This window comes from Streptomyces sp. NPDC045955 (assembly GCF_056430805.1).
The window spans coordinates 473,025-495,489 of the sequence record NZ_JBWKKY010000004.1 but is presented as its reverse complement, the minus strand read 5'-3'; the positions used below and the strand labels follow the sequence as shown (position 1 = coordinate 495,489).

The following is a 22,465-nucleotide window of genomic DNA, read 5'->3' as shown; positions in this document are numbered from 1 at the left end:
CACTGTGCAGAGATTAAGGGGGAACTGTGAAGCCTGGGGGCTGTTCAGATAAAGAGCATGTTTCCGTTGATTCCCGACTTCAGCTGCTCAACGCCGCTCGCAACCTTTCAACTTCGGTCGTCGGGGCGTCACATGTGAAGTTACGGCAGACGTACGCGGCTGGTTCACCGCCGACCAGCGGACGGTCCGCGAGCAGCGGAAACTCGTCGCTCCCCGGGGCGCCGACGGCGACGACCGCGCCCGGCGCGGTGCCCAGAAGTGCCGTGCGGTGCAGGGCCCTCGTCCCCTCGTGACCGAGGGACGGCCCCACGATCGCGACCTCACGCGGCCCGTCCAGCGCGGCCTCGGCGGCGGCGAGCCCCCAGCCGATGAAGCGTGGCACGCGCGGCCCGAGCGCCTTGACGACGCCGAGGGCCTTCTCCGCGGCGGTGCGGTGGGGCTCCGACCCGGTGTGCGCGGCGTAGCTCAGCAGGGCGCCCGCCGCCGCGCTCCAGCCGGACGGGGCGGCGTTGTCGGTCGGGTCCTGCGGGCGGCGGATCAGCCGCTCGGCGTCGGCGGCCGTGTCGAACATCGCGCCCGACTCCTCGTCGGTGAAACGCGCCAGGACGTGGTCGAGCAGGAACCCGGCGAACTCCAGCCAGACGCCTTCCCCCGTGACGGACGCCAGCGCGAGGAAGCCCTCCGCCACGTCGCCGTAGTCCTCCAGCACGCCCGCGTTGGCGCCGGCGTGACCGTCCTTGCTGGTGCGGGTGAGCCGGGCCTGCTCGTCGAGGTGCAGCCGGACGAGGAGATCGGCGGCGGCGAGGGCGGCCTCGACGAGGTCGGGCCGGTCGAAGTAGGCGCCGGTCTCGGCGAGCGCGGCGATCGCGAGCCCGTTCCAGGCGGCGACGACCTTGTCGTCCCGGCCCGGGGCGGGACGACCGGCCCGCTCCGCCAGTAGCCGCTCTCGGATGGAGGCGATCCTCCCGGCATCGAACAAACCGTCCTGCTGTGGCAGTTGGAGGACGGACTGACCGTGCTCGAACGTGCCCTCCTCGGTCACCCCGAAGTACTGGACCGCGAGCTCGGCGTCCTGCTCACCGAGGACCTCGCGCAGCTGCTCCGGCGTCCACACGTAGTACGCGCCCTCGACGTGCCTGCCGGTGCCGCCCTCCTGTCGCTCGCCACCACCCTTCTGAAGACGCGCTTCGCGCGGCACCTCCTCTTCGCTGTCGGCGTCCAGCGCGGAGGCGAACCCGCCCTCGGCGGTGCGCAGTTCGCGCACCATGAAGTCGGCGGTCTCCAGAGCGACCCGGCGGGCGAGCTCGGAGCCGGTGGCACGCCAGAGGTGGGCGTAGACCCGGCACAGCAGCGCGTTGTCGTACAGCATCTTCTCGAAGTGCGGCACGATCCAGTCGCGGTCGACCGAGTAGCGGGCGAAGCCGCCGCCGAGCTGGTCGTAGATGCCGCCGCGGGCCATGCGCTCGCAGGTGTCCTGCGCCATCTGCAGGGCGCCCTCGGCACCGGTGCGGGCGTGGTGGCGCAGCAGGAACTCCAGCACCATGGACGGCGGGAACTTCGGCGCCCCGCCGAATCCGCCGCGCTGCGGGTCGTACTCACGGGTGAGCGCGAGCAGGGCCTGCGCGAGTTCCTGCTCGCCGGGCGTCTGCGCGTCGCCGTAGGAGATCTCCCGCCCGGCCAGATCCCGGACGATCTTCCCGGCGACCTCGGTGACCTCGTCCCGTCGCTCCTCCCACGCCTGGTGGACGCCCTGGAGCACCTGCCGGAAGGACGGCATGCCCTGGCGCGGGGCGGGCGGGAAGTACGTGCCGAAGTAGAACGGCTCGGCGTCCGGGGTGAGGAAGACGGTCATGGGCCAGCCGCCCTGGCCGGTCGCCGCCTGCACGGCCTCCATGTAGACCGCGTCGACGTCCGGGCGCTCCTCGCGGTCGACCTTCACGCTCACGAAGTGCGCGTTGAGGTACTCGGCGGTCTGCTGGTCCTCGAAGGACTCGTGAGCCATGACGTGACACCAGTGACAGCTGCTGTAGCCGACACTGAGCAGCACGGGCACGTTCCGCTTACGGGCCTCCTCGAAGGCCTCCGCCGACCAGGGCCACCAGTCCACGGGGTTGTCGGCGTGCTGAAGGAGGTAGGGGGACGTCTCGTGCGCCAGTCGGTTCGGCATGGTGTCCATCCTGCCGCAGTACCCGGCCCGGCACGCGTCAGGCGCCGCGCGGGCGCCGCCCGGGGCGCACGCCCGACGGACGCGCGACGCCTCAAGCCGCCCGCGTCTTCACATAATCGGGCCGGGCACGCCCCCTCGCCCCGATGCGCCGTGGGCAGCACACTTGACCAAGGAAACGACCGGGACGACGACTCAGGTACGCCGGTGCCGCGGAGGGGGACGTGACATGCGGGACAGTCATCGGGCGGATGCCGAGCGGTTGTTGGCACGGGCCGTGGAGGAGGAGGTCCGCCGGACGGGCGGGCGCACGGACGGGAAGGTGCTGCTCGCGCGGGCGCGCGGGGCGCTCGACGCCATGGCGCAGAGCGCGGCCGAGGAGTACGAGGCCTACACGCGCGCCCTGGACGAGGCGGCGGCCGGTCAGCTCACCTTCGGGCAGCGCTACGCCCGGGAGGGCGGCGGGACACCGCTGCTGGTGGCCGGGGTCGCGGCGGTCGCGGCCGTCGTCGCCGACATGGCCCTCGGCACGGACACCGGGACGGCGCTGGGGGCGGGCCTGACCGTGGGCGTCGTGGGCGCCGCGGCGACCGTCGTGAAGGTCGTCGGCTCCCATCTGCCGGCCGCACACCACCGGGCCGGGGCCGCGAGCCAGCCGGGCGGGCCCGAACAGCTGCGGCTGCAGTGGCTGACGGCACTGGAGGTGCGGGGCATCCGGCCGTTCCTGGACCAGCAGCGGGTGCTCGCCGCCTCCACGGGGCCGAAGAAGACCGGGCCGCGGCTGCGGGGCGCCGACAAGAGCGCGGCGGCGCGCGGGCGCAACGTGCTGGAGCAGTCCTTCGCGCAGCTCCCCGAACCGGCTCAGCCGTTCGCGGGGCGGCGGCAGGAGCTGGCGCAGATCCGGCAGTGGGTGCAGGCGGCCCGGGCGAGCACGGAGACCCAGCCGACGGTGGTCGTCCTGCACGGCACGCCCGGCAGCGGCCGCACGACCCTCGCCGTGCACGCCACGCACGAACTGAAGGACTACTTCCGCGGCGCGTGCGTCGTCGACCTGCGCGCCGACGGCCTGGGCGAGTCCCCGCTGTCCACCCGCGACGCCCTGCTGCATCTGCTCAACCGGCTCGGCGCACCCCGCGAGCAACTGCTGTTCCGCGAGCGCTCCTCCCCCGACCAGCAGGTCAAGCGGCTGAGCGAGCTGTACCACCAGCATCTGACCGGCCTGCCGGTCACGGTCGTCCTGGACGACGCATCGGACGCCGGGCAGGTCCGCGCCCTGGTCCCGGAGCGGTCCGACAGCCTGGTGCTGGTGACCGCGCGGGGCCCGCTGGAGCTGGGCGAGCTGCCCGCGCGGGTGCACCAGCTGCCCGTGGACCCGCTGGACGCCGCGGGCGCGGAGGAACTGCTGGGCGCGGCGGCCCAGGACCGTTCCGGGCCGTACGACGCCGAGTCCGCCGACCGGGTCCGGGAGCTGTGCGGCGGGCTGCCGCTGGCACTGCGCATCGCCGGCTCGTGCCTCGGCCTCCGCTCCCCGCGCGCGCTCGCCACGGACCTCGGGGCGTACGGCCCGGTCGATCCGGTCGAGCGCGCCCTGTGGCTGCGCTACACCGACCAGCCGGAGCCCGTACGGCGGCTGCTGCGCCGGCTGGCCCTGGCCGGCCGGGCCTCGCTGGGCGCCGCCGCGGCCGCAGCGCTGCTGGCCACCGACGAGGCGGAGGCCACGCGCCACCTCCAGGCGCTGACCCGCGCCGGTCTGATCGACCACGTCCGGGGCGACCGCTACCGGCTGCACGCCCTGGTCGGCGCCTTCGCCCAGGCCCGGCTCCTCGACGAGGAGGAACCGGCCGAGCGCACGGCGGCGCAGGAGCGGCTGATCGTGAACTACGCCGAGCTGGCCGACTCGGTGCTGCGCATGGTCGACGGCAACATGTCCACCCGCACGAACCGCTTCAGCCCGTACGGCTTCCCCTCCCTCGACGAGGCGCTGCGCTGGCTGGACGACGAGTCGAGCTTCATCACGGCGGCGCTGCGGCACGCCGAGGGCGTGGACCGGGCGGCGGTCCTGAACCTCCTGGGCGCCCTGTGCGACTACTGCCTGCTGCGCGGCGACCTCTACCGCCTGGGCGAGATCAGCGAGCTGGCCCAGGCGGTGGACGAGGGCCTGCTGGTCCGCTCGGTGCAGTGGCGCACCGGCATCGCGGCACGGCAGCTCGGCGAACTGGACAAGGCGCGGACGACCCTCGCCTCGGTCGTCGACCTGTACCGGGAGGCCCATCACGACGCGGGTGCCGCCCGCGCCCTGTGCTCCCTCGGCATCACCCTGCACCACCAGGGCAATCTGACGGAGGCGTCGGCGAAGCTCCGCGAGGCCCTGGCCCTGCAGTCCTCCGCCGAACTGGCGACGGACCGGGCGTGGACGATGCACGCCCTGGCGGCGGTGGAACGGGACCGGGCCCGGCTGGCGGAGGCGCTGGACCTGCTGAACGAGTCGCTGGTGCTGCACCGGCGGGGCGAGTCCGTGCACGGCCAGGCCTGGGCGCACTTTCAGCTCGGCCAGCTGGGCCTGCGCATGGGCGACGTCCCGCGGGCCGAGGCCGAGCTGCGGGCGGCCCTGGAGCTGTACGGCCGCACCCGGGACGCCCGCGGCGAGGCCTGGGCCCTGACCCAGCTGGCCCGCGCCCTGCTGGTCGCCGGTGACGCGTCGCCGGCCGTGGAGGAACTGCGCGGGGCCGCCGCCCGGCACCGCGAGAACGAGGACGCGCGCGGCGAGGCGTGGACGCTGTACTACCTCGGCCAGGCTCTGGAGGAGACGGGCAACCTGGACCAGGCCGTCCGCGAACTGGAACGCTCCCGCACGATGTTCTCCCGCATGCGGGACGTCTACGGCCTGGCCTGCGCCCGCCACCACTCGGCCCGCGTCACCCGCGACCAGCGTGCCGCCCAGACGGGCTCCCTGCGCAACTCCGGCTTCGCCCGCCAGCTCCTGGTGGACGCCCGCGCCGACTTCCAGCGCATCGGCGTCGCCCACGGCGAGGCGTGGACCTGCCTGGAGCTGGCGGTGGTGGACGCGGGCAACGCCCGCACCCAGCAGGCCCTGGACCTGTGCGACGAGGCGGCCGGCCTCTTCATGTCGTACGGCGACCGCCGGGGCGAGGACTGGGCCCGCTTCCTGCGCTGCACCCTGCTGCCGTACGCGGCCCCCGGCGGCATGGAGGTCGGCACGGCCGTGGCCCAGGAGGAACTGGCCCAGCTGTCCCGCGCGAGCCATCCGCTGCGCGACCAGAAGCTGGACGACTACCTCGACGCGTACGCCCTGCTGCTGGAACGCGGCGTGACCCTGGAGGCGGGCTGGCAGGCCTGGCGCCTGGGCATGGTGCCGAACCGGCATGCGCGGGAGGTGATGGGGGTGGCCGTGGAGTCGAAGGCGTAAGGAGCCCCGCCCGGGGCGGGCGCGCGACGTACCCGTCGGCGGCGGTCGGCCGCCGACGGGTGTCCTCCAGGGGAGAGCCGGATCGCCCGGCCCCGGGAGGGACGTCAGCCCTGCTGCTGCTTGCCCTGGCCGGAGGCCTCCGCGTCCGCGGACTCCGGCTGCGCGGCCGGGTCGGCCTGCTCGGCCTTGGGGTCCGGGACCTGCGTGAAGTCGACCCTGTTCATGTGCCGGCTCATCGACTTCATCAGGGCCCACACCGCCAGGGCCATCGCCGCGAAGACGATGAAGCCGAGGACGCCGGGGGTGACCTTGTCCTCGTCGACCTCCTTGGCGAAGGTGACGAGGTGCGTCATGGCCAGGCTTGCGCTTGCGCTCATGTCAGGCATTGTCGCGGACGCCCGCGAAGAGGTCGTCCTCGGGGAGGGAGGTATCGACGAGGGACTTCGCCAGCTCGTACTCCTCCGTCGGCCAGACCTCCTTCTGGATCTCCATCGGCACCTTGAACCAGCCGCCGTCCGGGTCGATCTGCGTGGCGTGCGCGATCAGCGCCTTGTCGCGGATCTCGTAGAAGTCGGCGCAGGGCACGTGCGTGGTGAGCGTGCGCTGCTTCATGCCGAACTCGTCCCAGCGCTTGAGCCAGTCCCCGTAGGGGGACTCCAGACCCCGGTCGAGCATCGCCTGGTGCAGCGCCTCGGTGCGGGGGCGGTTGAAACCCTGGTTGTAGTAGAGCTTCTGCGGCTGGTACGCGGGGCCGTACTCGGCCTCCGGGTACTTCTCGGTGTCCGCCGCCCCCTCGAACGCCACCATCGAGATCTTGTGGGTCATGATGTGGTCGGGGTGCGGATAGCCGCCGTTCTCGTCGTAGGTCGTGATCACCTGGGGACGGAAGGCGCGGATCTTCCGCACCAGCTCACCGGCCGCGTGGTCGACGTCCTCCAGGGCGAAGCAGCCCTCCGGCAGCGGCGGCAGCGGGTCGCCCTCGGGCAGGCCCGAGTCGACGAAGCCGAGCCACTCCTGCTTGACGCCCAGGATCTCCCGGGCCTCGTCCATCTCCTTCTTGCGTACCTCGTGGATGTGCTCCTCGACGTACTTGTCCCCCTGGAGCTTCGGATTGAGGATGGAGCCGCGTTCCCCGCCCGTGCAGGTCACGACCAGCACGTCCACCCCCTCGGACACGTACTTGGCCATGGTCGCCGCGCCCTTGCTCGACTCGTCGTCGGGGTGGGCGTGAACGGCCATCAGTCGCAACTGGTCAGTCAAGACTCATTCCTCAGTAAGTCGGCGCCCTGTGTGCGTCGGCGCAATCAGCGGCTTCTATAGTGACCGAACCGGGGGGCGAATAATTCCGGGCCCCGGTCCCGGGTCGCCTTACGGGGCGTTCGTCCCGGCTCTGTCTGGAGGACGATCATGAGTACGGTGAGCACGCGACCGCCCGAGGGGCGTTACGGCCGTGCCTCGGACGAGCGCGCCGACCGCACACTCAAGATCGTCGGCGCTGTCCTCGCGGCGGCGCTGCTGGGGCTCGTCGCCTGGTTCGGCTACCACTACGTCGCCCAGAGCGAGATCAGCGCCGAGGTGATCAGCTTCGAGCCCGGCAAGGAGTCCGTGCGGGTGCATCTGGAGGTCCGCAAGGACGCCGGTGCCGAGGGCTACTGCACCGTGCGCTCGCAGGCCGAGAACGGTGCCGAGGTCGGCCGGGCCGATTTCCGCTTCGACGGGGACGCCACCCGCATCGACAAGGTCGTCACGCTCCGTACGACCTCCCCGGGGACGACGGCCGAGCTGCTGGGCTGCCACACCGGCTGAGACCCCGCCCGAGTCACCTGCAATACGTAGCGCCTGACCTGCGTTGACGTGAAACTGGTGGCTTATGTCCTCCCCCTTCTGCCCCTGAATTGTTAGGCTCGTGGTTTCGCCCATCCGTGAAGGAACATGCTTCTGGGTAGGGCGATGCTTTGTATTCCCAGTACCTACGAGGAGCACCTGTGACCCAGACCAGCGAGAACGTCACCTGGCTGACCCAGGAGGCGTACAACAAGCTCAAGGCTGAGCTTGAGTACCTTACTGGTCCCGCGCGGGCTGAGATCTCCGCGAAGATCGCCGCCGCGCGCGAGGAGGGCGACCTGCGTGAGAACGGCGGGTACCACGCAGCCAAGGAGGAGCAGGGCAAGCAGGAACTCCGTGTGCGCCAGCTCACCCAGCTCCTCGAGAGCGCCAAGGTCGGCGAGGCGCCCGCGGCGGACGGCGCCGTGGCGCCCGGCATGGTCGTCACGATCGCCTTCGACGGTGACGAGGACGACACGCTGACGTTCCTGCTCGCCTCGCGCGAGTACGCGAGCGCCGACATCGAGACGTACTCCCCGCAGTCCCCGCTGGGCACCGGCGTGATCGGCCACAAGGTCGGCGAGGACGCGCAGTACGAGCTGCCGAACGGCAAGAAGGCCTCGGTGAAGATCCTCAAGGCCGAGCCGTACGAGGGCTGAACCGCCCCTGCCGAAGTCCTGACGCGCCCCCGGCGTCCTCGCGGCGCCGGGGGCATCGTCATGCCGTCGCGGAGCGGTACTTGCGCACCGCCAGCGTCCGGAAGACGACCAGGATCAGGATCGAGTAGATCAGCGAGGCCCAGACGGGGTGCTGCATGGGCCAGGCGTCCGACGACGACTGGCCCGGGTTGGCGAACAGCACGCGGCAGGCCTGGACCGTGGCGCTGAAGGGATTCCACTCGGCGATGTGGCGCAGCCACGGGGTCATGTGGCTGGTGTCCACGAACGCGTTCGAGATGAAGGTGACCGGGAAGAGCCAGATCAGCCCGCTGGACGTGGCCGCCTCCGGGGTCCGCACGGACATGCCGATCAGGGCGCCGATCCAGGTGAACGCGTAGCCGAGCAGGAGCAGCAGGCCGAAGGCCCCGAGCACCTTGCCGGCGTTGGTGTCGCCGTCGGACCCGACGCGCCAGCCGACCAGGAGGGCGACGGCCGCGAGGACGACCAGGGTGAGGGCCGTCTGCGCGGAGTCGGCGAGGGTACGCCCGGTGAGCACCGCGCCGCGCGCCATGGGCAGGGAGCGGAAGCGGTCGATGAGGCCCTTGTGCATGTCGTCGGCGATGCCGGCGCCCGAGCTGGCGGTGGCGAACGTGACGGTCTGCGCGAAGATGCCCGCCATCAGGAAGTTCTTGTAGTCGACGGCGCTGGTGCTGCTGCCGATCTGCATGGAACCGCCGAAGACGTAGGTGAAGAGCACCACGAACATGATCGGCTGGATCAGTCCGTAGATGATCATTTCGGGGATCCGGGACATGCGGATCAGGTTGCGTTGCGCGACGACCAGCGAGTCACGGATCGACTGGCTGACCGGGTTCGCGGCCGGCGCGACCCGCACGGTGTCGGTGACGGCGCTCACTTCACGGCCTCCTCGTCGTTGTCCTCGTTCTTCGCCTCGGCCACGTGTCCCGTCAGCGACAGGAAGACGTCGTCGAGGGTCGGCCGGCGCAGGCCGATGTCGTCGATCTCGATGCCCCGGGTGTCCAGCTCCCGGATGACCTCGGCGAGGAGCTTGGCGCCGCCGGTGACGGGCGCGGTGAGCTTGCGCATGTGCTCCTCGACCGTGGTGTCGCCCTTGCCGAAGCCGGTGAGCACCTCGGCGGCGGCCTGGATGTGCTCGCGTTCGTGCACCACGACCTCGACGCGCTCGCCGCCGGTGCGGGCCTTGAGCTGGTCGGAGGTGCCCTGGGCGATGACCTTGCCGTGGTCGACCACCGCGATGTCGTGTGCCAGGTGGTCGGCCTCTTCCAGGTACTGCGTGGTCAGCAGCAGTGTCGTGCCGCCGGAGACCAGTTGCTTGATGACCTCCCACAGCTGCTGGCGGTTGCGGGGATCGAGGCCGGTCGTCGGCTCGTCCATGAACATCACGGGCGGCGAGACGACGAGGGCCGCCGCGAGGTCGAGCCGGCGGCGCATGCCTCCGGAGTAGGTCTTGGTGGGGCGGTCGGCCGCGTCCGCGAGGTGGAACTGCTCCAGCAGTTCGGCCGCGCGCTCCTTCGCCGCCTTCGCCTTCATCTGGTAGAGCCGGCCGACCATGTACAGGTTCTCGCGGCCGGTCAGGTACTCGTCGACGGCCGCGAACTGGCCGGACAGGCCGATGGAGCGGCGGACGGCGTCGGGCCGTTTGAGCACGTCGATACCCGCGACGACTGCCCGGCCGCTGTCGGGGCGCAGCAGGGTGGTCAGGCAGCGGACGGTCGTCGTCTTGCCCGCGCCGTTCGGCCCGAGCAGGCCGAGGACCGTGCCCTCGGGCACGTCGAGGTCGACTCCGTCCAAGGCCCTTACGTCACCGAAGGTCTTGACCAGCCCTTCGGCATGGATGGCGGCTGGCATATGAATCTCCACGTCTTCGGGGAGCACCGGACAGGGGAATCACGCTTCACGACACACCATAACGCGATGTATCGCGTCTTACAATGAGACTTTCCGCGTTCTGCTCCCGTGCAACGAAAGATCTTGAGCCCGGCGCGCCGGGCTCGGCAGGCGGTCAGCCCATGACCGTGTAGCCCGCCTCGCGCAGCGCCTGGCCCACCTCGACGCAGTGCGCCGGGCCCTTCGTCTCCAGGTGCAGCTCGACCTCCGCCTCCGTGAGCCCCAGCCGTGGGTCGGTCCGTACATGGCTCACATCGAGGACGTTAGCGTCGACCACTGACAACACGCCCAGAAGTGTGGCCAAGGCCCCGGGCCGGTCCGTCAGCCGCAGCCGGACGGCCAGGTAGCGGCCCTGCGCGGCCATGCCGTGCCGCAGCACCCGCTGCATCAGCACCGGATCGACGTTGCCGCCGGACAGCACCGCGACGACCGGCCCCTCGAAGGAATCCGGCCGGCTCAGCAGCGCCGCGACCGGGCTCGCCCCGGCCGGCTCCACGACCAGCTTGGCGCGCTCCAGGCACAGCAGCAGCGCGGCGGACAGTTCGTCCTCGCTGACCGTCCGCACCTCGTCGACCAGCTCGCCGACGATCCCGAACGGCACGTCCCCGGGCCGCCCGACCTTGATGCCGTCGGCCATCGTCGCCGGATTCTCGACCGTGACGGGCCGGCCCGCCGCCAGCGAGGGCGGATAGGCCGCCGCGCCCTCCGCCTGGACGCCCACGATCCGCAGGTCCGGCCGCAGCGCCTTCACCGACACCGCGATCCCGGCGGCCAGCCCGCCCCCGCCGATGCCGACCACGATCGTGCGCGCCTCCGGGCACTGCTCCAGGATCTCCAGGCCGACCGTGCCCTGGCCCGCGATGATGTCCGGGTGGTCGAAGGGGTGGATGAACACCGCACCCGTCTCGGCCGCGTACTCCTGCGCGGCGGTCAGCGTCTCGTCGACCACCTGGCCGTGCAGCCGCACCTCGGCCCCGTAGTCCCGGGTGGCGCTGACCTTGGGCAGCGGGGCGCCCTTCGGCATGAACACCGTGGAGCGCACGCCGAGCAGCGTGGAGGCCAGGGCCACGCCCTGCGCGTGGTTGCCGGCGCTCGCGGCGACAACACCGGCGGCGCGCTCCTCGGGCAGCAGACCGGCGATCCGGACGTAGGCGCCGCGCAGCTTGAACGATCCCGTCCGCTGGAGGTTCTCGCACTTGAGATGCACCGGCGCCCCGACCATCTGGGACAGGTGCCTGCTGCCCTCCATCGCGGTCACCCGCGCCACGCCCGAGAGCATCTTCTGGGCGCCGCGCACGTCGTCGAGGGTGACGGGCCGCAAGGAGTCCGCCGTGCTGTAGCTCATGACTCCAGCATCGCAGTTCACGAACGGGAACGGCCGTTGTGACCAACGTCCGAGACCCGCTTTGCGCAGCGCCGGTACGGCCCGCCCCCCGGCCGCGTACCCTGTCCCCCAATCAGCCAGCCCTTCACGAAGTGAGCCCCCGGCCATGCCCACAACACCTGAAATGTCGATGGACATGACGACCGTCGGTGACACCGGTCTTCTCGACACCCTCCAGCACGAGGTGGCGGTGTTCGCGCGCCGTGCCGAACAGACCCGGCTCGGCGGGGTCGGGCAGGTGCGCAACTCCATGGACCGCGCCGCGTACCTGCTGCTCAACCGTCTCGACAAGGAAGGCCCGATGGGCGTCAAGGCCCTCGCCGCGAGCATGGGGATCGACTCGTCGACGGTCACCCGGCAGGTGGCTCCGCTCGTCGACACCGGCCTGGTCAAGCGCACGTCGCACCCCGAGGACGGGCGTGCGGTGGTACTCCAGCTGTCCCCGCGCGGGCAGGCGCGGCTGGAGGAAGTGCGCTCGTCCCGGCGGCAGTTGATGGCCGAGCTGACCGAGGACTGGCAGCCGGAGGAGCGCGAGGCGTTCTGCTCGCTCCTCACGCGCTTCAACAGCGCGCTGTCCGCCCGGATGGCGGTCCAGGGAGTACCGGGGCCGGAGGCGCAGTCGCCGTCCTGACCCCCACGCGCGCGTGGCCGACTCAGCGGGCGGGACGCCGACGCCGTCCGCCGGCGGGCCGCGGCGCACCTACGGCAGGCGGTCGGTCGGGCCCGGGTGGGGCTCCGGCCGGGTGCGGCCCGCGCCTGGCGCCGCCGTCCCACTCGGTGCGCGGCACTTGACCTCGGGGCCACCCCTGGCCTGATATGAGACCGGGCCCCTTCGTACGCGGCCGTCGCCCGCGTACCCGGCCGGGCCCGCATCCTCAGGATCGCCGTCGGGCGGGAGGCGCGATGCGAGAGCGGCATGCGTCCCAGGCAGCCCGCCGGGCCCGGGAGTTCGAGGCGTTCGTCACGGGCGCGGCCGGGCGGCTGCTGCACGCCGCCACCCTGCTCACCGCGGAAGGCCCGGACGACAACCCCCGCGCGCGGCGCCTGCTGACCCTCTCGCTGGCGCACACCTACGCGTGCTGGGACCGGCTGCGCGGCGAGGATCCGTACGACCGCACCCGGCAGTATCTGGCGACCCGCTTCGCGCGCGGCGCGTGGCACCACTACGGCGCTCCCGGCCGCTCCCGGCCGCACCCGGCGAGCCCCCTCGCCCCGCTCAGCCCGCAGGAGCGGCTCATCGTGGTGCTCATGCTCTACGAGGGCGTCGCCGAGGAGCAGACGGCGGCCCTGCTCGGCCTGTCCGCGGAGCGCGTACGGGCCGTCTGCCACCGGGCGACGACGACCCTGCTGCACCGCGCGCGGGGCCCGGCCCCGGCAGTGCCGGCCACGAAGGCGGTGCCGTCATGAGCGGGAACGACCGCGAGGCGACCGTACGGAGGCTGCTGGAGCAGGCGCCGTCGCGGTCCGTGCCGCCCGAGATTCACGCGGAGGCGGTGCGCCGGGGCAACCGGATGCTGCGGCGCAGGACGGTCGCCCGGCGCCTGCTGTGGCTGCTGATGTTCGCAGCGGCCGCGGCCTTCATTGTGTGGGCGCTGACGGCCCGCCCGTGGGTGGAGCCGCCGTCGGACACGACTCCACCCCTCACCGGCTGGTGACCCCACCCGGTTCTTGCTAGCCGAGCGCCTGCTGGAGGTCCTCCAGCAGATCGTCGGCGTTCTCGATGCCGACGGACAGCCGCACCAGGTCGCCGGGCACCTCCAGGAGCGAGCCGGCCACGGAGGCGTGGGTCATCCGGCCGGGGTGCTCGATCAGCGACTCCACGCCGCCCAGGGACTCGCCCAGCGTGAACACCTTGGCGCGGTTGCAGACCTCGATGGCCGCCTCCTCGCCGCCCGCCACGCGGAAGGAGACCATGCCGCCGAACGACTTCATCTGCTTGGCGGCGACCTCGTGACCGGGGTGCTCCGGCAGGCCCGGGTACAGGACGCTCGACACGCGCGCGTGCCGGGTGAGCATGTCGGCGATCTTCGCGGCGTTCTCGCTGTGCCGGTCCATGCGCACGGAGAGGGTCTTGGTGCCGCGCAGCACCAGCCAGGAGTCGAAGGGCCCGGCGACCGCGCCCATCGCGTTCTGGTGGAAGGCCAGCTCCTCGCCCAGCTCCGGGTCGTCCGTGACCAGCGCGCCGCCGACCACGTCCGAGTGGCCGCCCATGTACTTGGTCAGCGAGTGCACGACGACGTCCGCGCCGAGCGCGAGCGGCTGCTGGAGGTAGGGCGTGGCGAAGGTGTTGTCGACGACGAGGCGGGCGCCGGCGTCCCGGGCGACCTGAGCGACGGCCGCGATGTCCGTGATGCCGAGGAGCGGGTTGGAGGGGGTCTCCACCCACACGGCCTTGGTCTTCGGGGTGATCGCGGCCCGTACGGCGGCCGGGTCGCTGGTGTCGGCGACCGACCACTCCACTCCCCAGCGGGCGACGACCTTGGCGATGAGGCGGAACGTGCCGCCGTAGGCGTCGTTGGGAATGACCATGTGGTCACCGGGCCTGAGCAGCGTACGCAGCAGGCAGTCCTCGGCCGCCAGCCCGGACGCGAACGCGAGACCCCGGCGGCCGCCCTCCAGGGCGGCGAGGTTCTCCTCCAGCGCGGTCCTGGTCGGGTTGGCGCTGCGGCTGTACTCGTAACCGCCGCGCAGGCCCCCGACGCCGTCCTGCTTGTAGGTCGACACCTGGTAGATCGGCGGGACGACCGCGCCCGTCAGGGGGTCGGCGGTGTTGCCCGCGTGGATCGCGAGCGTCTCGAAGTGCTGACTGATATGCCTGTCGCTCATGAGCCCCGAGGGTAGTGCGCCGACGCACTGAGTGCCCGCGAGCGGGGATTTCCCAAGGTGCGGCGGGGCGGCCCGGGCCGGGTTTTCCACAGGTTCGCGGACCAGGTTGGCCAATTGTCGGCGCGGTCTGGTTCGCTTGTCGCATGGAGATTCTCTGGGTCCTGATCGCGCTGGTCATGCTGGGCTTCGTGCTGCTCCCCTTCCTGCGGCGCAGGCGCGGGGCCGCGATCGGGCTGGTCTCGCCCGACCACCCGGACGCCGCGGACCCGGCGAACTACGGCTTCGTCCGCGAGGAGGAGCTGGACATCCGCATGCCCGGTCCCGACCAGGACCTGCTGGACGTGCTGGACGTAGTGCAGCGCACGCAGGACTACCGCGCGGCCCAGCAGCTCCTCGCCGGTACGGAGACGGAGGGCGAGCGCCGCTGGCAGCGCGTGCAGGCCTTCGCGGGTGCGGCCTCCCTGGAGCTGCAACAGCGTCCCGGCGGCGTGAGCGAGGCACCGGGCGGGCAGTGGCTGCGGGTGTGGCGGGCCGAGGCGCCCAAGGACGCGGGCGGTGCCGCAGTGCATGCCGAGTTCCTGGTGCAGCAGGCGTGGCGGACGGCGACGCCCGGGACGGACGAGTTCCGGATCATCATGGAGGAGGCGAAGGCGGCGTGCGGTGAGGCGGCGCTGCTGGCTCCCGGCGACCCGATCCCGTACATCGTGGAGCTGTCGGTGGCCCGCGGGCTGGGCTACTCCCAGAAGGACTTCGAGCAGCTCTGGCTGAAGATCCTGGACGTCGCCCCGGCCCACATGGGAGCGCATCTGGCCGCGCTGCACTTCTGGTGCGAGAAGTGGCACGGCTCGCGTGCGCTGGCGTACGAGTTCGCGGAGGCCGCGGCGGCCCGCGCCCCCAAGGGCTCCCTCCTGGCGGCGATGCCCCTCTTCGCCGTGTTCGAGCACCTCCCCGAGGTGACCCTGGTGAGCAGCTTCTGGCAGACCGAGGTCGTCACGAAGGCCGTCCACGGCGCGCTGCACGCGGTGCACTCGGCCCGCCCCGACGACCCGATGCTTGCGCACGTACGGCACATGCTGGTCTTCTTCCTGGTCCGCAGCGAGCGCTGGTCGGAGGCCATGAACCAGCTGGTGCACATCGACGGCCATGTCGGCGCCCTGCCCTGGACGCTGTCCGCCGACCCGGCGGCGGAGTTCGCGGTGTACCGGGCCCTGGCGGTGGCGGGCTACGAGGCGAACGGCGGCAGCCCGGCGAGCCTCCCGCACTGAACCGCGAGCGGGGCGGGCCCGGGGCGTGGGCTCGGACCACCCCTGGGCAGGGCCCCGGGCCGGAATTCCCCCCGGCCCTCGCGCGTTGAACAGGGCGTCGCCCCCGCGTGGGTGTCGCGCCGATTGGAGACCGCATGTTCCTGCACAGCCGTACGCCCCAGCTGCCGACCCCCGAGCAGGCGCTGCCCGGCCGCCCGGAGCCGGCGTTCTCGGTCCCCGACCGCCACACCGTTCTCGGCAACCCGCTGCTCGGTCCCTACCCCGAGGGCCTGGAGACCGCCGATTTCGGCCTGGGTTGCTTCTGGGGCGCCGAGCGCAAGTTCTGGCAGCTCCCGGCAGGGGTGTGGACGACCCTGGCCGGCTACCAGGGCGGTTACACGGAGAACCCCACGTACGAGGAGGTCTGCTCGGGCCTGACCGGCCACACGGAGGTCGTCCGGGTGGTCTACGACCCCGAGGTGATCTCGTACGAGCGCCTCCTGAAGACGTTCTGGGAGTCCCACGACCCGACGCAAGGCTTCCGCCAGGGCAACGACGTGGGCACGCAGTACCGCTCGGCGATCTACACCCACACCCCCGAGCAGGCGGCCACCGCCAAGTCCTCCCGCGACGCCTACCAGAAGGTCCTCACCGCTTCCGGCCACGGTGAGATCACCACGGAGATCGTCCCGGCGGAGGGCCGGCCGTTCTACCCGGCGGAGGGCTACCACCAGCAGTACCTGGACAAGAACCCGGCGGGTTACTGCGGCATCGGCGGTACGGGCGTGTCCTGCCCGATCGGCGTGGCCAAGGCCGAGGGGTGACGACCGGCGTCACCCCCTGGGCGACCGATGTCACCCCCTAGACGAGACTTCCCCGGTCCGACTGCATCAGCCGATTGGTGACTGCCCGGAGGAGGACTTCGGGCGCCCCGCCGTCGTCTTCGTTCACGAAGACGCGCACCTCTTGCTGCGCGCGGCTGAGCGCCAGATAGAGGAACGACAGGTACCGGATGCGTTCGTTGGCGGTCTGGGCGGACGCGTTCAGATCCGGGATCCCGGCCACGAGCACCGCGTCGAACTGCAACCCCGCGAGATACTCCGCCGTCCCGGCGACGAGCCCGCGACGGCGATAGCCGAGACCCTCGATGTCGGACCGGCCGGAAAGAATGGACACGTGGAACTTGCCGGAGTGTCCGATCCGCGAGGCGAGCGCGCTGAACCTCGGCCACTGGCGGTGGTCGACCACCGCGAGCGCCAGTCGGCCCGACGGGTACAGGGCCTGCACCGCACGGACGATGTCATCGTCCTCGCCGCTCCGCGACGCCGCGGTGACCAGGCGCGGCAGGGGGCCGTCCGCCTGTGCCGACTCCACCCTGGTGAAGTCGATGTCCCATTCCTCTCCGAGGTCCAGCGTGGGGAATTCGAGGTGGACGTGCTTGATGAGTTCCAGGATCTGCGGGGTGAATCGATGGACTGTCGTGAGTTCGAAATTGGCGACATCGCCGAGGTCGTCGTCCGCCGGCACTCCGCTCGACGACTTGGTCTCATCGGCGGCCAGTCCGATGAAGGCCTCGGAAGGTGACTGCCGAGGGTCCACGGCCATGAAGATGCGTGGGTAGACCAATGTGTCCCGGGTGAGATAGTGGAGCACCTGCCGCTCCAGCGGACTGAACAGATGAAACTCGTCCACGAACACCAGGTCGTAGCCCTGCACACGACGGGCTCGGTTCCAGGTGTTCGTCGTCAGATGAATCAGGAAGTCCGCCAGCACCTGGTCGGACGTGGTGAGTGAGCGGTCGTCGAGGCTCGCCCAGTAGCGCGTGTACAACTCGAAGACGACACGCTGGTCTTCCCGGGAGTTGAGGGGAAGCATCCAGGAAGCGCGCGGAAGTTGAAAGTACCGCAGATCGGACCCGGCCCCGGGGAAGATGGCTGCGGCACCGATGACGGACCCAAACTCGATCAGCAGATCCCAGGCGAGAGCGCGCCGTTCGCCCTCGTCCGGCGAGTCGAAGCGCGCACGCAGTCCTTCACTGACGCTTGCTTTGTAGGTGATCCAGTCGCCGGATATGAATTCGTCCAGTACTTCCTGGATCTCGTGCAGCTGAGCTTGTTTGCCGCTGAGACTGTCCTCCCCGATCAGGCTGAAACCCGAGGAGACGTCCTGTACGTACTGAGGGGAGATCATCCGCGCTATTTCGAGCAGGGGGAAGACATCGATCTCCTGCAGCAGGCCGAGGCCCATCGAGTCGATGGAGTCCGAGATCTGAGCCGCCAGCGCCCAACTGTGCGTCACGACGAGGACCCGTACGTCCCCACCGGTCTCGCGGGCGTTGCGGACCTCGCGGATCGCCTTCAGCGTCAGGGCGACCGTCTTGCCGGAACCCGCCGGGCCGCGCAGCCGTATCGACTTGTCGGTGTTCGCGTCGATGAACGCGCGTTGCTCATGACTGACGGCCTCCAGCCATTGCTCGTAGGTCCAGCCCTTGGTCGTCGACTGTTCGAGAGCCGGAAAGCTCATCTCGACGTCAGCGGGTTGAGTACGCGCCTGCGAGAAGTGCTCCCGCGCGGCTGCTACGGCCTCTGCCCAGGCGCATTCCAGCTCGGGCGGTGTCGGCCGCTTGGAGCCGAAGTCCTCCAGCGACGACTTGTTGTCCGCCGTGGTGGTCCCCCAGAAGATGATGTCGGCGCGCTCTCCGGGTGTGACCTCCGTGATCCAGCGGCTCGCCTGGGCGTCGAACCTCGGCGCCGGCCGGAAGGCGATGAAGTTGTTGTACTTGTACTGGTGCCACTGTCGCGGTAAAGAGAGCGGCCCGGTGCTCCGCGCCCGCTCGGCGAAACTCGCCATGCGGCTCAGAACATCTCTCCTCATGCTGACGAGATGCTCCGGGACGAAAGGCTCCTTGACGTTCTTGTCACGCATGACGACGATGCGCTGGACTCCCTCGTCGTCATCCGCGGCGATCAGCAAGTCCAGTTCGTCCGTGCAGTATTCGAAGAGCACCGCTGACGACGCGACGGCGTCGGGCGACAGACCGGTGGCAAGCTCGCTCAGCGCGCGAACGGTGGTGACGAGCGGCTTCATACGAGATTGTCCCCCTGAATCTCTGCATGCAGATCACGAAGCTCTTCGTATTGCTGCGGAAGACCGATCGACATGAACACCATCGCGAACCTCTGCACGAGGGCGTGTGTGAACCGGTCCCGCATCCGCGAGATCCGGCGGTACGCGACCTCCGTGTGCGACGGCCCGCGCGCGATATCGGGCTCGAAGACCTGCTCGATGTGCCGGAGGTAAGCGAAGTAGCCGGATTCCTGTCCGGGTCCGATCGCCGACAGGAAGAGTGCGTCACCCGGTGGCTGTGCGTAAACCCCTCGTAAGTGGTTCACGACCTTCTTCACCGCGCTGTCGCGCTTCGGCGGGCCGGCACCGACGAGCTGCGCCTTCACCAGCAGGTCGACGCTCTCCTTGAGGCTGTCCGGCAGCGCGTCCATGATGCCGATGGCTTCGAGCGCGGCCCTGGCCTTCTGCGCGTCCGCCTGCCCCAGTTCGAGCATTTTGACGATGTCCGCGGGCGCCTGTTCACTCGCCCACTCCCTCAGTCGCCGGTCGCCGATGGCGGGCACCGTCGCCTTCGAGAAGATCTGGCGCAGTTCCTTCAGCTGCTGCTTGACGAGCTGTTCGCGGATCTTGGGGATCTGCATCTCCAGGAGGTACTCGTCCGCAGCGAGCAGGGGGACGCAGGTGACACGCCCCTGGTGCTTGGCGTAGGCGAAGTCGCAGTCGGCCGTCATGACGAGGAGGTGGCGCCGCCACATCGTCGCACCCCCGTCCGCGGCCTCCAGGACGTCACCCTGCCGCAACGGATCGGCGGCCTTGACCTCTCGGTACTCAGCGAACGGCTCAGCCATCGTTGCGTCCCTTCACCCCGTTGTGGTTCGCACCGCGCCGCTACCGTATCGGAGTGATCGGCCGTGGCAATGGGACTTCGTGGCAATAAGGTGCCTTCGTGACTGCGCCCTTGAGTTCCACGAAGACCCGTGACGCGCTCCGGGTATCCGCCCGCGTCTCCGCGGAGTTGCTGCTGGTGCTTGCGATGCTGGCCGTGGCTCTGTGGCTGCTGGGGCGGATGTGGTCGGTGGTCTGGCCGCTCGTCGTCGGGTTGCTGCTGACCACGCTGACTTGGCCCGCGGCCCGCTTCCTGCGTCGGCGCGGGTGGCCGCCCGCGCTCGCCGCGTCCGGGGTGACCGTGGTGTTCCTGCTGGTCGCTGCGGGTGTCGTGGCGCTGATCGCCGTGCCCGTGGCATCTCAGTCCGGTCAGCTGACCGATGGGGTGGTCGAGGGCATCCAGAAGATGCGCGAGTGGGCCGCCGGGCCGCCGTTGAACATCGGGGACGCCCAGATCAACAAGGCCTTCGACACCGCGGTCGCCCGTGCTCAGGAGGGCCTCGGCAGCATGGTCGGCGCTGTCGTCACAGGGGTGAGCACCGTGGTGAACGGCCTGGTCACCGCCGTTCTCGCCCTCTTCCTGATGTTCTTCTTCCTCAAGGACGGCCCGCGGTTCCTGCCGTGGCTCTCCCGTCAGCTGCCCGGCCGGCTCGCCGCCGACGTCCCGACGGTGTTCGAGCGCGGCTGGAACACGCTGGGCGCCTTCGTGCGGTCCCAGGCGGCCGTCGGTCTGCTCGACGCCGTCCTGATCGGCCTGGGTCTGTGGATCCTGGGCGTACCGCTGGTGCTCCCGCTCGCGGTGCTGACCTTCGTGTCCGCGTTCGTGCCGATCATCGGCGCCCTGTTCGCCGGATTCGTCGCGGTCCTGATCGCGCTCGTCTCCAACGGCCTGACGGACGCGCTGATCGTGCTGATCATCATCGTCGTGGTGCAGCAACTGGAGGGCAATGTCTTCCAGCCCATGATCCAGAGCCGGGGGCTGGGCCTGCACGCGGCCGTCGTGCTGCTGGCGGTGACGCTGGGCGGCAGCCTGGCCGGCATCGTGGGCAGCCTGCTCGCCGTCCCCGTCGCCGCGCTGATCGCGGTGGTCTGGAACTACGTGCGCGAGCAGCTCGGCGAACCGCCGCAGGAACCGGACAGCGCCGGTGAACCGGACAGCACCGCCCCCGTCCCGTCGTGACGGTCCCGGCCGCACGAACCGCCCCGAACACAGGAACGAACCCGAACGCACGAACGGCCCCGCCCAGGTCGCGGGGCTCCTCCTCGCTTGCGAGCCTGCAGGCGAAGGGAGTGCCGCCCCATGGTTCCTGTCACCACGTCGCCCGTGCGCCTGGAGGCGTCCGTCGACGACCGGCTGTCCCGATGGCTGTGGCTCGTGAAGTGGCTGCTCGCCATCCCGCACTACATCGTGCTGTGCTTCCTGTGGATCGCGTTCGCCCTCGTGAGCGTCGTCGCGTTCTTCGCCATCCTGTTCACCGCCCGGTACCCCCGGCCCCTCTTCGACTTCAACGTCGGCGTGCTGCGGTGGAACTGGCGGGTCAGCTACTACGCCCACACCGCGCTCGGCACCGACCGGTACCCGCCGTTCACCCTGGCCGACGTGCCCGGCTATCCGGCCCGCTTCGACGTCGCCTACCCCGAGCGGCTCTCGCGCGGCCTGGTGCTGGTCAAGTGGTGGCTGCTGGCGATCCCGCAGTACATCGTCGTCGCGATGTTCGTGGGCGGCGGCTGGGGCTGGGGCGGTGACGACGGGAACGGCTGGCGGGGCACGGGACTGATGCCCTTCCTCTCGCTGGTCGCGGTGATCGTCCTGCTGTTCACCGCCCGCTATCCGCGGCACCTCTTCGACTTCCTGCTCGGCCTCGCCCGCTGGTGTGCCCGGGTGACCGCGTACGCCGCCCTCATGACCGACCAGTACCCGCCGTTCCGGCTCGACATGGGCGGGCAGGAGCCCCCTGACCGAGGCCCACTGACCCACGACCCACTGAGCAAGGACCACTGACCGAGGCCTGCTGTCCACAGACCCGTGCCAAGGGCCCGGGCAAACGGCCCCGACAAGGCCGCAAGGCTCAGCGGAAGCGATTCCTCCCGCCTTACGCTCCTCCCATGACGGTCAGACGAGCCTTACAGATGATCATGGTCGTCGCCCTGGCCCTCGCGGGGGCGGTCCAGGGCGGGGTGAGCTCCGCGCATGCCGAGGACGGCGGACGGCAGCTCCTGTTCTACAACCACGCCTACGGTGTCCTCGACCGGGAGACCGCCGACGCCATCGAGCGCTCCGACTACCTGCGGGACTTCGCCGACTTCCAGGTCCGCACCACGACCGGGGCCGGCGGGCAGACCTGGACCGGCCGCTACCTGTTGGGCCGCGAGACCTACCTCGAGCTGTTCGGGGTCGGCGACGTCCCCGGCAAGGACGGCACCCTCGGCGCCACCGGCCTGGGCGTCTCGGCCGAGCGGGAGGGCGACCTGGCGACGGTGACCGCGCGGCTGCGCGAGCTGGGGATCAGCGACCCCGTCGAGTTCCGGCAGACCCGCGACTTCGGCGACGGTGTCCCGGTGCCCTGGTTCGACGCCGTCTTCACCACCACTGAGTACGACCTCTTCGGCGCCTGGGGCATGGAGTACCGGCCGGAGTACTTCGCCGACCCGCGCAGCAACACCGAGCCCGCCGCGCGCCCCGGTGACGTGGGCCGGGAGCGCTACCTGTCCGACGGCTACCGCGACCACCTGATGCGGGACGTGACCGGCATCCGGCTCGCGGTGACCGCCCGGGACCTCGCCGGCGCGCTGCCGCTGCTGAAGGCCGGCGGGTTCGCCGTCCGGTCCCTGCCCGGCGGAGGCGCCGTCGCCAAGGGCGGCGGCACCACGCTGCGGTTCGACGCCGTGCCGCTCGACCAGGTGGGTCTGCGGCAGGTCGAGATGTCGCTGAACACGCCGGTGCCGTACCGGCACGAGGAGCGCATCGGTCACTCGGCCCTCGTCGTCGGCCCGGGGCCCCGCGCCGTGTGGACCTTCGGCGGTCAGGACCAGGCGGGGGGCCGCTGAGACCGGGCG

At 70.9% G+C, this 22,465-nt stretch carries 20 protein-coding genes; 11 read left to right on the top strand and 9 right to left on the bottom strand.

The features are described from left to right. Nucleotides 1-79 precede the first annotated feature (79 nt). A complete protein-coding gene (locus tag AC07F0_RS11455) occupies nucleotides 80-2,167 on the bottom strand; it encodes a thioredoxin domain-containing protein (protein ID WP_478977176.1) in 2,088 nt (695 codons plus the stop codon). A gap of 226 nt (nucleotides 2,168-2,393) precedes the next feature. Between AC07F0_RS11455 and AC07F0_RS11450 the strand changes: the two genes are divergently transcribed. After that, the gene (locus AC07F0_RS11450; protein ID WP_478977173.1) at nucleotides 2,394-5,591 is read left to right on the top strand and encodes a tetratricopeptide repeat protein; all 3,198 of its coding nucleotides are present in this window, start codon (nucleotides 2,394-2,396) and stop codon (nucleotides 5,589-5,591) included. A 104-nt stretch (nucleotides 5,592-5,695) separates the two neighbouring features. Here the strand turns inward: AC07F0_RS11450 and AC07F0_RS11445 are convergent, their stop codons facing one another. After that, nucleotides 5,696-5,977: a hypothetical protein gene (locus AC07F0_RS11445; RefSeq protein WP_478977170.1), complete on the bottom strand. Its 282-nt coding sequence runs from the start codon at nucleotides 5,975-5,977 to the stop codon at nucleotides 5,696-5,698. Continuing rightward, nucleotides 5,970-6,851 carry a mycothiol conjugate amidase Mca gene (gene mca, locus AC07F0_RS11440; protein WP_436727933.1) on the bottom strand — a complete coding sequence of 294 codons (882 nt, stop codon included), beginning with the start codon at nucleotides 6,849-6,851 and terminating at the stop codon, nucleotides 5,970-5,972. Before mca ends, AC07F0_RS11445 begins: the two co-directional genes overlap by 8 nt. Before the next feature lie 147 nt (nucleotides 6,852-6,998). On the opposite strand from mca, the gene AC07F0_RS11435 reads away from it, so the two are divergent. Further along, a complete protein-coding gene (locus tag AC07F0_RS11435; RefSeq protein ID WP_478977167.1) occupies nucleotides 6,999-7,397 on the top strand; it encodes a DUF4307 domain-containing protein in 399 nt (132 codons plus the stop codon). A 179-nt stretch (nucleotides 7,398-7,576) separates the two neighbouring features. Then, complete coding sequence (greA, locus tag AC07F0_RS11430; protein WP_086842376.1) at nucleotides 7,577-8,074, top strand: transcription elongation factor GreA; 498 nt, start codon at nucleotides 7,577-7,579, stop codon at nucleotides 8,072-8,074. A 58-nt stretch (nucleotides 8,075-8,132) separates the two neighbouring features. Here greA and AC07F0_RS11425 read toward each other — a convergent pair whose 3' ends face one another. The 3 genes from AC07F0_RS11425 to ilvA all read right to left on the bottom strand — a co-directional run bounded on the left by AC07F0_RS11425 (nucleotide 8,133) and on the right by ilvA (nucleotide 11,348). Further along, nucleotides 8,133-8,990, bottom strand: coding sequence for an ABC transporter permease (locus AC07F0_RS11425; RefSeq protein ID WP_478977164.1), 858 nt, complete (start codon nucleotides 8,988-8,990; stop codon nucleotides 8,133-8,135). Continuing rightward, nucleotides 8,987-9,964 (bottom strand): ATP-binding cassette domain-containing protein, encoded by a 978-nt coding sequence (locus AC07F0_RS11420; protein ID WP_478977161.1) that lies wholly within the window; start codon nucleotides 9,962-9,964, stop codon nucleotides 8,987-8,989. The genes AC07F0_RS11425 and AC07F0_RS11420 overlap by 4 nt, the downstream gene beginning before the upstream one ends. Before the next feature lie 154 nt (nucleotides 9,965-10,118). Beyond that, on the bottom strand, nucleotides 10,119-11,348 hold the full coding sequence (gene ilvA / locus AC07F0_RS11415; RefSeq protein WP_478977158.1) for a threonine ammonia-lyase: 1,230 nt from the start codon (nucleotides 11,346-11,348) through the stop codon (nucleotides 10,119-10,121). 163 nt (nucleotides 11,349-11,511) lie between these two features. Between ilvA and AC07F0_RS11410 the strand changes: the two genes are divergently transcribed. The 3 genes from AC07F0_RS11410 (at nucleotide 11,512) to AC07F0_RS11400 (ending at nucleotide 13,042) form a co-directional block, all read left to right on the top strand. Then, nucleotides 11,512-12,018: a MarR family winged helix-turn-helix transcriptional regulator gene (locus AC07F0_RS11410; RefSeq protein WP_208641395.1), complete on the top strand. Its 507-nt coding sequence runs from the start codon at nucleotides 11,512-11,514 to the stop codon at nucleotides 12,016-12,018. Between the two features lie 272 nt (nucleotides 12,019-12,290). After that, nucleotides 12,291-12,794, top strand: a complete 504-nt coding sequence (locus tag AC07F0_RS11405) for a sigma factor-like helix-turn-helix DNA-binding protein (protein ID WP_478977155.1) — start codon at nucleotides 12,291-12,293, stop codon at nucleotides 12,792-12,794. Continuing rightward, complete coding sequence (locus tag AC07F0_RS11400) at nucleotides 12,791-13,042, top strand: hypothetical protein (protein WP_478977153.1); 252 nt, start codon at nucleotides 12,791-12,793, stop codon at nucleotides 13,040-13,042. The genes AC07F0_RS11405 and AC07F0_RS11400 overlap by 4 nt, the downstream gene beginning before the upstream one ends. A gap of 16 nt (nucleotides 13,043-13,058) precedes the next feature. On the opposite strand, the gene AC07F0_RS11395 is transcribed toward AC07F0_RS11400, so the two are convergent. Further along, complete coding sequence (locus tag AC07F0_RS11395; RefSeq protein WP_478977150.1) at nucleotides 13,059-14,213, bottom strand: cystathionine gamma-synthase; 1,155 nt, start codon at nucleotides 14,211-14,213, stop codon at nucleotides 13,059-13,061. 143 nt (nucleotides 14,214-14,356) lie between these two features. Between AC07F0_RS11395 and AC07F0_RS11390 the strand changes: the two genes are divergently transcribed. Next, nucleotides 14,357-15,478, top strand: coding sequence for a hypothetical protein (locus AC07F0_RS11390; RefSeq protein WP_478977147.1), 1,122 nt, complete (start codon nucleotides 14,357-14,359; stop codon nucleotides 15,476-15,478). Nucleotides 15,479-15,612: 134 nt separating this feature from the next. Further along, complete coding sequence (gene msrA / locus AC07F0_RS11385; protein ID WP_478977144.1) at nucleotides 15,613-16,281, top strand: peptide-methionine (S)-S-oxide reductase MsrA; 669 nt, start codon at nucleotides 15,613-15,615, stop codon at nucleotides 16,279-16,281. Between the two features lie 37 nt (nucleotides 16,282-16,318). Here the strand turns inward: msrA and AC07F0_RS11380 are convergent, their stop codons facing one another. Next, nucleotides 16,319-18,544, bottom strand: a complete 2,226-nt coding sequence (locus AC07F0_RS11380) for a DEAD/DEAH box helicase (protein ID WP_478977141.1) — start codon at nucleotides 18,542-18,544, stop codon at nucleotides 16,319-16,321. Beyond that, on the bottom strand, nucleotides 18,541-19,371 hold the full coding sequence (locus AC07F0_RS11375; RefSeq protein ID WP_478977138.1) for a hypothetical protein: 831 nt from the start codon (nucleotides 19,369-19,371) through the stop codon (nucleotides 18,541-18,543). The genes AC07F0_RS11380 and AC07F0_RS11375 overlap by 4 nt, the downstream gene beginning before the upstream one ends. Before the next feature lie 110 nt (nucleotides 19,372-19,481). Between AC07F0_RS11375 and AC07F0_RS11370 the strand changes: the two genes are divergently transcribed. The 3 genes from AC07F0_RS11370 to AC07F0_RS11360 all read left to right on the top strand — a co-directional run bounded on the left by AC07F0_RS11370 (nucleotide 19,482) and on the right by AC07F0_RS11360 (nucleotide 22,456). Next, on the top strand, nucleotides 19,482-20,588 hold the full coding sequence (locus AC07F0_RS11370; RefSeq protein WP_478977283.1) for an AI-2E family transporter: 1,107 nt from the start codon (nucleotides 19,482-19,484) through the stop codon (nucleotides 20,586-20,588). Between the two features lie 120 nt (nucleotides 20,589-20,708). Further along, a complete protein-coding gene (locus AC07F0_RS11365; RefSeq protein ID WP_478977135.1) occupies nucleotides 20,709-21,410 on the top strand; it encodes a DUF4389 domain-containing protein in 702 nt (233 codons plus the stop codon). Nucleotides 21,411-21,538: 128 nt separating this feature from the next. Then, a complete protein-coding gene (locus tag AC07F0_RS11360; RefSeq protein ID WP_478977280.1) occupies nucleotides 21,539-22,456 on the top strand; it encodes a DUF5829 family protein in 918 nt (305 codons plus the stop codon). Nucleotides 22,457-22,465 lie beyond the last annotated feature (9 nt).

Coding starts and splice junctions, on each gene's coding strand:
- msrA (WP_478977144.1), top strand. CDS start 15,613: ATGTTCCTGCACAGCCGTACGCCCCAGCTGCCGACCCCCGAGCAGGCG.
- AC07F0_RS11365 (WP_478977135.1), top strand. CDS start 20,709: ATGGTTCCTGTCACCACGTCGCCCGTGCGCCTGGAGGCGTCCGTCGAC.
- AC07F0_RS11450 (WP_478977173.1), top strand. CDS start 2,394: ATGCGGGACAGTCATCGGGCGGATGCCGAGCGGTTGTTGGCACGGGCC.
- AC07F0_RS11380 (WP_478977141.1), bottom strand. CDS start 18,544: ATGAAGCCGCTCGTCACCACCGTTCGCGCGCTGAGCGAGCTTGCCACC.
- AC07F0_RS11375 (WP_478977138.1), bottom strand. CDS start 19,371: ATGGCTGAGCCGTTCGCTGAGTACCGAGAGGTCAAGGCCGCCGATCCG.
- AC07F0_RS11445 (WP_478977170.1), bottom strand. CDS start 5,977: ATGCCTGACATGAGCGCAAGCGCAAGCCTGGCCATGACGCACCTCGTC.
- AC07F0_RS11410 (WP_208641395.1), top strand. CDS start 11,512: ATGTCGATGGACATGACGACCGTCGGTGACACCGGTCTTCTCGACACC.
- AC07F0_RS11455 (WP_478977176.1), bottom strand. CDS start 2,167: ATGCCGAACCGACTGGCGCACGAGACGTCCCCCTACCTCCTTCAGCAC.
- AC07F0_RS11400 (WP_478977153.1), top strand. CDS start 12,791: ATGAGCGGGAACGACCGCGAGGCGACCGTACGGAGGCTGCTGGAGCAG.
- AC07F0_RS11360 (WP_478977280.1), top strand. CDS start 21,539: ATGATCATGGTCGTCGCCCTGGCCCTCGCGGGGGCGGTCCAGGGCGGG.
- AC07F0_RS11395 (WP_478977150.1), bottom strand. CDS start 14,213: ATGAGCGACAGGCATATCAGTCAGCACTTCGAGACGCTCGCGATCCAC.
- ilvA (WP_478977158.1), bottom strand. CDS start 11,348: ATGAGCTACAGCACGGCGGACTCCTTGCGGCCCGTCACCCTCGACGAC.
- AC07F0_RS11420 (WP_478977161.1), bottom strand. CDS start 9,964: ATGCCAGCCGCCATCCATGCCGAAGGGCTGGTCAAGACCTTCGGTGAC.
- AC07F0_RS11390 (WP_478977147.1), top strand. CDS start 14,357: ATGGAGATTCTCTGGGTCCTGATCGCGCTGGTCATGCTGGGCTTCGTG.
- AC07F0_RS11405 (WP_478977155.1), top strand. CDS start 12,291: ATGCGAGAGCGGCATGCGTCCCAGGCAGCCCGCCGGGCCCGGGAGTTC.
- AC07F0_RS11435 (WP_478977167.1), top strand. CDS start 6,999: ATGAGTACGGTGAGCACGCGACCGCCCGAGGGGCGTTACGGCCGTGCC.